9 protein-coding genes are annotated in these 6,934 nt (G+C 63.0%); 5 read left to right on the forward strand and 4 right to left on the reverse strand.

Features of this window, described 5'->3' with window-relative positions:
- The first annotated feature begins 21 nt into the window (after window positions 1–21).
- Complete coding sequence (locus VSR72_RS42755; protein WP_322032898.1) at window positions 22–327, forward strand: helix-turn-helix transcriptional regulator; 306 nt, start codon at window positions 22–24, stop codon at window positions 325–327.
- Here VSR72_RS42755 and VSR72_RS42760 read toward each other — a convergent pair.
- Both VSR72_RS42760 and VSR72_RS42765 read right to left on the reverse strand, forming a co-directional pair.
- Window positions 311–1,015, reverse strand: coding sequence for a LuxR family transcriptional regulator (locus VSR72_RS42760; RefSeq protein WP_342958216.1), 705 nt, complete (start codon window positions 1,013–1,015; stop codon window positions 311–313). The two genes, VSR72_RS42755 and VSR72_RS42760, sit on opposite strands and share 17 nt — an antisense overlap.
- Window positions 1,016–1,443: 428 nt before the next feature.
- Window positions 1,444–1,884 carry a DUF3005 domain-containing protein gene (locus VSR72_RS42765; protein ID WP_342958217.1) on the reverse strand — a complete coding sequence of 147 codons (441 nt, stop codon included), beginning with the start codon at window positions 1,882–1,884 and terminating at the stop codon, window positions 1,444–1,446.
- Between the two features lie 324 nt (window positions 1,885–2,208).
- Here VSR72_RS42765 and VSR72_RS42770 point away from each other — a divergent pair, with 324 nt between their 5' ends.
- Both VSR72_RS42770 and epsC read left to right on the forward strand, forming a co-directional pair.
- Window positions 2,209–2,442, forward strand: coding sequence for a hypothetical protein (locus tag VSR72_RS42770; RefSeq protein ID WP_342958209.1), 234 nt, complete (start codon window positions 2,209–2,211; stop codon window positions 2,440–2,442).
- A 121-nt stretch (window positions 2,443–2,563) separates the two neighbouring features.
- Entirely contained in the window at window positions 2,564–3,493 is a 930-nt protein-coding gene (gene epsC / locus VSR72_RS42775) for a serine O-acetyltransferase EpsC (protein WP_342958210.1), read from the forward strand.
- A 38-nt stretch (window positions 3,494–3,531) separates the two neighbouring features.
- Here the strand turns inward: epsC and folE are convergent, their stop codons facing one another.
- Window positions 3,532–4,191, reverse strand: a complete 660-nt coding sequence (gene folE / locus VSR72_RS42780) for a GTP cyclohydrolase I FolE (RefSeq protein WP_342958211.1) — start codon at window positions 4,189–4,191, stop codon at window positions 3,532–3,534.
- Between the two features lie 90 nt (window positions 4,192–4,281).
- Entirely contained in the window at window positions 4,282–5,205 is a 924-nt protein-coding gene (locus VSR72_RS42785) for a LysR family transcriptional regulator (protein WP_342958212.1), read from the reverse strand.
- 325 nt (window positions 5,206–5,530) lie between these two features.
- Between VSR72_RS42785 and VSR72_RS42790 the strand changes: the two genes are divergently transcribed.
- Both VSR72_RS42790 and VSR72_RS42795 read left to right on the forward strand, forming a co-directional pair.
- A complete protein-coding gene (locus VSR72_RS42790) occupies window positions 5,531–6,226 on the forward strand; it encodes a 3-oxoacid CoA-transferase subunit A (RefSeq protein WP_342958213.1) in 696 nt (231 codons plus the stop codon).
- A 17-nt stretch (window positions 6,227–6,243) separates the two neighbouring features.
- Complete coding sequence (locus VSR72_RS42795) at window positions 6,244–6,903, forward strand: 3-oxoacid CoA-transferase subunit B (RefSeq protein WP_342958214.1); 660 nt, start codon at window positions 6,244–6,246, stop codon at window positions 6,901–6,903.
- Window positions 6,904–6,934 lie beyond the last annotated feature (31 nt).

Below are 6,934 nucleotides of genomic sequence, written 5' to 3' on the forward strand. Positions count from 1 at the left end.
GCGAGAGTCATCATGGAACTTATGGGCAATCAATGGCACTCGGGTGCGACCACGATGTCGTCCCCCGGCGACTTGTCTTCGGTCGTCGACCGCGTCCTGATCATTGCGTATCGGAAGAAGAAGAAAGAGAGCCAGCGCCGTTTCTGGGCGCGTTTCGGCGTGACGCAGTCGCGCGGCAGCCGGTTCGAGTCGGGCGCGGAGATTCCGCCGCCGGTGTCGATCCTGCTCGGTCTGTATTTCAACAAGACGATTTCGGACGGCGACCTTGGCCGCGCCGAGCGCGTGTTGCGCGGCGATGCACCGATGGTGCTTAGCCCGGGTCAATAAGACCCATCTGGGTCGCGATCACGGCTGCCGCTCGCCGTGAGTTGACGCCGAACTTCCCGCGAATGTTCTTCATGTGGAAGTTCACGACGGCTTCAGAGCAATTCAGGATGTGAGAAATTTCCCAAGTGGACTTGCCTAGCGCAGTCCACTTGAGGCATTCCTTTTCCCGTGGCGTCAGCTTGGGAATCAGCGACTGAGCGTGGTCGTTCAGGTGCCGCTGGCTCGTGTCCAGCACGAGATCGCGCAGCAGCACGAGATTCGGCAGCGCGCGGTTCACGTCGTCCCAGAAATTGTCCGTAGGATTCGCGTCGTTGACGAAGCACAGCATGCCGACTTCCTGGCGCGGGCCATGGATCGGCAGGGTGATGCCCGCGCGCAGTCCGTACGAGCGGGCCTCCTCATACATCGATTGTTGCTGCTCGGTCGCGAAAAGCTCCGGCGACCAGATGAGCGGCGACGAGCGCGTCGTGCAATGCGTCACGGTAGGGTCGAAGTAGGCCATGCCGTGGTCGTTGTACGTCTGCCGCCAGGCGGTCGAGTAGTTCGTGCGGATGAACGCGTCCTCGAGCCTCATACCCGGGCGCGGCAGGATAGCCATCATGACCTGGCTGAATCCCCACGAACTGGCGAGCTTCGCCACCGCGTCGAACCACGCTGCCTCTTCGGGCGCGTCGAGCACGGGTGACATCTGCTCAATAAAATGTAGAGGCACGTTCAACACTCTCCATCGGCGCAGGCGAGATCGCGGGGCAAGCCCTCAGACACTCGCTCCTCGCTTCTTATGATGTAAGAATTTATCACTAAATCCCTATCTGATCCCCCCTCGTCTGCAATCCTCCCGCTTTGTAGGGTCATTTCTGTCAGATTTCGGTGACATCGGAGAGAATTTCAGCGGCTCCTGAACAAGCGCCGGTCTGCGCCTGCGGGCTTTGCGCGGGTGCTGAAATAAAGCCGAACGGCATTTCGAAAGCGACAAAAGCGTGCAACTCGCCAGGATAATGCCGTCGATTTATCGGCTTTCATTTATTTTCAGGCTTTTCATTTCCACTTTTAACCGCACTCGACTGAATACTGTCCGATTCCGCCAGTGCTTCGAATCGCCTGGATAATCGCCGTTCAGGGCTTGCGCTGCAACTCGATCACGCGCGTCGGCCGCATGTGATTGAGTGCGAAGTGCAGGCGCCCAGGGCTGCGGCGCACGCCCGGATCGCGTGGGCCGTTGCGCTGCGAGTCGGCGTCGTCGGGCTCTTCGGGCTCGCTCATGCCGAGGTCGACGACCTCGTAGCCGGACTCCAGTGCGATCGGCAGCCGGTGCACGCCCTTGCGGCTGTCGAAGCCCGCCAGGCCGTCTTCCGCTTCGGCCACGCTGTTGACGAGCGTCGCGTTGCTCTGCGTCACTTCATCGGGCCCGATGCAGCCTTCGCCCGCCAGGCGCGCGGCCTCGCGGTTCTTGCCGTCGGTGTCGACCGAGCTGTCGTGCGTGCGGTCGTTGTGAAGCTCGGCGCTGCGCGGCCGCGACGGCGACGCGCTCACATCTCCCACATTCGCTTTTTGCATGTCGTCGGGACGATTCATGATCCTTCCTCCTTGGAAGATCTGGGTGCCTGCGTGGAGCAGGCAATTCCGCAAGCGCCGTTCCGCTGCAGCGCCGCACCCTTGAATCGGGTTGAAAAGCAAGCCGGTTCGCCAGGAGAACGCCTCCAGCGATGTTGCATTTTTTTCGTTGGTTTGGGCTTTTTCCCAGGAGTATGATCCTCTTTCAACGAGTTGGCGCGCTTTCGATTAATGGACCGGGCGAGGTTCATGCTGTGGCTTTGCCGCACGATCTTGAATGCACGCGCCAAATAAAATGGACGAGGCAGTCAGGGGCGGGTGACACACATGCACTTCGACGCTGCATTTACGCATCGTGGCTATTTGCTGAATTGCGCACCGGCGCGTGCCGGTGACGGCACGTATCAACCGTATGTGGTGATTTCGCGCTCGAGCGATGGCGAACTCGTTGCCAATCGTTTTTTTCCTGCCGATTTACGCTTTTCCGATGAGGGAGCCGCCATCGCCCATGCGCGCGACTGGGCCGTGCGCTGGATCGACGCGAGCACCGTCACGCTTTGAACGAGCGCGCCCCGCGACTGTGGCCTGGCTCTGAGGCCACTCCGGCGAACTCGCGCAAAACGCGGTAATCTCTGGGGTCGATACACTCCCTTGCAGACTGTACGTCTGCTGCCGCATCACCATGTCCAAAGCTGCTTCCCCCGACTGGGGTCTCGAACAGATCGTCGCCGACCTGCGTGCGTCACGTGAAGAACGGCACCGCACGCGCCATCCGCTCGGTATTCGCGAATTGCCGTCACGCGATGCGGTCGTCAACATCGTGGCCGGCCTGCGCGCCGCGCTCTTTCCCACGCATTACGGCGCGCCGGACCTGACCGACGAGAGCATCGACTACTACGTCGGCCATACGCTCGACAGCACCTTGCGGCTGCTCGCCGAGCAGATTCGCCGCGCGTTGCGCTTCCTGCCGGAAAGCGCGGGGGCGAGCGACGACGAACTGCGCGCGCGCGCATTCGACGTCGCGCGCGAGTTCGGGCGGCAACTGCCCGACATTCGCGCGCTGCTCGTGAGCGACATACAGGCGGCGTTCACGGGCGACCCGGCCGCGCAGCACATCACCGAGATCCTGCTGTGCTACCCGGGCGTGTGGGCCATGACGCATCATCGGCTCGCGCATGCGCTCCACCGCCTCGGCGTGCCGCTGCTCGCGCGCTTCATCAACGAGATCGCGCACTCGGCAACGGGCATTGACATTCACCCCGGCGCGCAGATCGGTTCGAGTTTCTTCATCGATCACGGCACGGGCGTCGTGATCGGCGAGACGGCGATCATCGGCGAGCGCGTGCGCGTGTACCAGGCCGTGACGCTCGGTGCGAAGAGTTTCGCGGCCGACCTCGACGGTACGCTCGTGAAGGGCAATGCACGCCATCCGATCGTCGAGGACGATGTGGTGATCTACGCGGGCGCGACGATTCTCGGCCGCGTGACGATCGGGCGTGGTTCCGTGATTGGCGGGAACGTGTGGCTCACGCATAGCGTGCCGCCGGGCAGCAGCGTGCGCCAGGGCAAGATTCGCGAGATCGAGCGGGGCGACGAAAGCCCGATGCAGTAAGGCGGGGAACGGGACGCGCGGTCCCGTTCTTGATCAGCTTAGGTATTCGCGACGCTCATCGAGCCCGGGTTGCCGACGATCGCAAGAAATTCGCGGCGCGTGGAAGGATCGGTGCGGAACGTGCCGAGCATACGCGACGTCACCATCTCCACACCTGCCTTGTGCACCCCGCGCGTGGACATGCACTGATGCGCCGCTTCGAGTATCACGCCCACGCCCTTCGGCTGCAGGATCTCGTTGAGCGTGTCGGCGATCTGCGCGGTCATCTTCTCCTGGATCTGCAGGCGCTTCGCAAAAGCGTCGACGAGACGCGCGAGCTTCGAGATGCCCACCACGCGATGCTCGGGCAGATACGCCACGTGCGCACGCCCGATGATCGGCACCATGTGATGCTCGCAGTAGCTCTCGAAGCGGATGTCCTTCAACACGATCATTTCGTCGTAGCCGTCCACCTCCGAGAAGGTGCGCGACAAGATCTCGCGCGGATCGACCTGATAGCCCGCGAAGAATTCCTCATAGGCGCGCGTGACTCGACCCGGCGTGTCGATCAGTCCTTCGCGCGAGGGGTCGTCCCCGGCCCAGCGCAACAGCACGCGCACGGCGTCTTCGGCCTCGGCGCGTGACGGACGCACGACGGTTGCGCTCTTGCGTTGCTTTGCGAGTTGCTTCGATTTCACGGCCTTTTTTTCTTCGCTCATGCATGGGCTCCTGTCATGTGGACGGACGCCGCTTTGGCGTGCCCCACGAGCGCACATTGTTTCATGTTTTGTGGTGCTTGGCGCGAGGGGTCACTTGGGCCATTCGTCCATGGCGTCGTTGAACAGTTCCGCCACGACGCTGCGCAGCCACTCGCCGCGCGGCGCATTGTGATACTTGCGATGCCAGTGCTGCTTGAGGTCGAAGCGCGGCAACTGCAGCGGCGGCTCGACGAGCGTGATCGAAGCATGCTCGGACACATAGGCGAAGCCGATGGCATGCGGCACGGTCGCGATGAGATCGGAGCGCGTGAGAATGAACGGCAGGCTCATGAAGTGAGGCGTTTCGAGCACGGCGCGCCGGCGCATGCGCCTTTTCTCCAGATACTGTTCCAGCACTTCCTGGCTGCGTCCCTCAGCACGCACGACGGCGTGGCCCATGGCGAGAAACTGTTCGATCGTCATGGCTTTGCCCGCGAGCGGATGTCCGCTGCGCATCATGCAGATGAAGCGATGCGTGAAGAGGCGCTGCTGGAAGAAGTTGTTGCCGCCGAGATCGGGGAAGTAACCGACCGCAAGATCGATATCGCCCGATTCGAGGCCGCGCTCGACCTGGCTTGGCGGCAGCGACACCGAGCGCAGGTTCGCGTTGGGCGCGCGTTCGGCGAACACCTGCAAGAGGCGCGGCAGAAATACGATCTCGCCGACATCGGAAAGTGCGATGGAGAACGTGTGCGTGCTGGTGGCGGGATCGAAGTCCTGCGCCTGCAGCATGCCTTTCTCGATGCGCACCAGCGCGTCGCGCGCGGCGGGAATGAGGCCGAGCGCGCGCGGCGTGGGCTCCATGCCGCGCGAGGTGCGCACGAAGAGCGGGTCGCCGAAGTACTCGCGCAGCTTGCCGAGCGCCGTGCTCACGCGCGGCTGGCTCACGCCCAGCCGCTCGGCGGCGCGGCTCACGTTGCGGGTTTCCTCCATGGCCACGAGAAAGGGGATGAGATTCAGGTCGAGGTCTTGCATGAAGGCGAGGGCGGCGGCGCTGCACTATGTCGAAATCGGATAAAGACTAGTCGATGAATCGCAATTCCGGATATTGGGGTATGTGCCCACGGCCGCTCCTGGCCTGGATAAACCGCAGCGCGCGCGAACCGGCGCCGACCAGCGCGAACATGAAGTAGATTGCCTGTGTGGACAAACCCGTGGGTAGACCCGCCTTGACAAGCGCTTGAATACACTCCGATAATGCGCTGGACGTTCGCTAAACGAATCAGTGTTCGTATATAGAACTTTTCGCGATCGAGTGACGTGGACCTTCCGCGATGCTGCATCGCTTTCAGGAACAGGCATGATCAACAAGATTTTCGACTCGCTTCAAGCCGCCGTGGCCGATGTGCATGACGGCGCCACGGTGATGATCGGCGGCTTCGGCACGGCCGGTATGCCCGCCGAACTGATCGACGCGCTCATCGAGCAGGGCGCGCGCGACCTCACCATCGTCAACAACAACGCAGGCAACGGCGACATCGGCCTGGCCGCGCTGCTCAAGGCGAAGCGTGTGCGCAAGATCATCTGCTCGTTCCCGCGCCAGACCGACTCGTATGTGTTCGACGCGCTCTATCGCGCCGGCGAAATCGAGCTCGAACTCGTGCCGCAGGGCAACCTGGCCGAGCGCATCCGCGCCGCGGGCGCCGGCATCGGCGGCTTCTTCACGCCCACGGGCTACGCCACGAAGCTGGCCGAAGGCAAGGAAACGCGCCTGATCGACGGCCGCCACTATGTGCTCGAAGCGCCGCTGCACGCCGACTTCGCGCTCATCAAGGCGTACAAGGGCGATCGCTGGGGCAACCTCGTCTACCGCAAGACGGCGCGCAACTTCGGCCCGATCATGGCGAGTGCGGCGAAGGTCGCCATCGCACAGGTTTCGGAGGTCGTCGAACTCGGTCAGCTCGATCCGGAAAACATCGTGACGCCCGGCATTTTCGTGCAACGTGTCGTGGAAGTGCCGCAAGCGGCGCATCAAGCGCAAGGCCAGGCAGCCTGAAGGAACGGAGAGAGGCAATGAAACGACTGAATCGCGATGAAATGGCCAAGCGCGTGGCCGCGGACATTCCCGAAGGCGCGTATGTGAATCTCGGCATCGGCGTTCCCACGCTGGTGGCCAACCACCTTGATCCGAGCAAGGAAATCTTCCTGCACAGCGAGAACGGCCTGCTCGGCATGGGCCCGGCGCCCGCACCCGGCCAGGAAGACGACGAACTCATCAACGCAGGCAAGCAGCACGTCACGCTGCTCACCGGCGGCGCCTATTTCCACCACGCCGACTCGTTCGCGATGATGCGCGGCGGCCACCTCGACTACTGCGTGCTCGGCGCGTTCCAGGTGTCGGTGAACGGCGACCTCGCGAACTGGCACACCGGCGCGCCCGACGCGATTCCGGCCGTGGGCGGCGCGATGGACCTCGCACTCGGCGCGAAGCAGGTGTTCGTGATGATGGAACTGCTGACGAAGCAGGGCGAAAGCAAGCTCGTGAGCGAATGCACGTACCCGGTGACGGGCGTGGGCTGCGTGGGCCGCGTCTATACGGACCTCGCTGCGTTCGACGTCACGCCGGAAGGCCTCGCTGTGCGCGAGATCTATTCGGACATCGATTTCGACGCGCTGCAGAAGCTCGCCGGCGTGCCGCTGATCGACGCGACGCAAAACCGTCGCGCAGCGTAAACTGATTGTCGACGTGCGCATCGTTCGCACG

The organism is Paraburkholderia sp. JHI869 (assembly GCF_038900775.1).
Taxonomy (GTDB): domain Bacteria; phylum Pseudomonadota; class Gammaproteobacteria; order Burkholderiales; family Burkholderiaceae; genus Paraburkholderia.

What these genes read in the sequence shown, in the direction of transcription:
- epsC (WP_342958210.1), top strand. Translation starts at nt 2,564, where the DNA reads ATGTCCAAAGCTGCTTCCCCCGACTGGGGTCTCGAACAGATCGTCGCC.
- VSR72_RS42795 (WP_342958214.1), top strand. Translation starts at nt 6,244, where the DNA reads ATGAAACGACTGAATCGCGATGAAATGGCCAAGCGCGTGGCCGCGGAC.
- folE (WP_342958211.1), bottom strand. Translation starts at nt 4,191, where the DNA reads ATGAGCGAAGAAAAAAAGGCCGTGAAATCGAAGCAACTCGCAAAGCAA.
- VSR72_RS42765 (WP_342958217.1), bottom strand. Translation starts at nt 1,884, where the DNA reads ATGCAAAAAGCGAATGTGGGAGATGTGAGCGCGTCGCCGTCGCGGCCG.
- VSR72_RS42760 (WP_342958216.1), bottom strand. Translation starts at nt 1,015, where the DNA reads ATGTCACCCGTGCTCGACGCGCCCGAAGAGGCAGCGTGGTTCGACGCG.
- VSR72_RS42770 (WP_342958209.1), top strand. Translation starts at nt 2,209, where the DNA reads ATGCACTTCGACGCTGCATTTACGCATCGTGGCTATTTGCTGAATTGC.
- VSR72_RS42790 (WP_342958213.1), top strand. Translation starts at nt 5,531, where the DNA reads ATGATCAACAAGATTTTCGACTCGCTTCAAGCCGCCGTGGCCGATGTG.
- VSR72_RS42785 (WP_342958212.1), bottom strand. Translation starts at nt 5,205, where the DNA reads ATGCAAGACCTCGACCTGAATCTCATCCCCTTTCTCGTGGCCATGGAG.
- VSR72_RS42755 (WP_322032898.1), top strand. Translation starts at nt 22, where the DNA reads ATGGGCAATCAATGGCACTCGGGTGCGACCACGATGTCGTCCCCCGGC.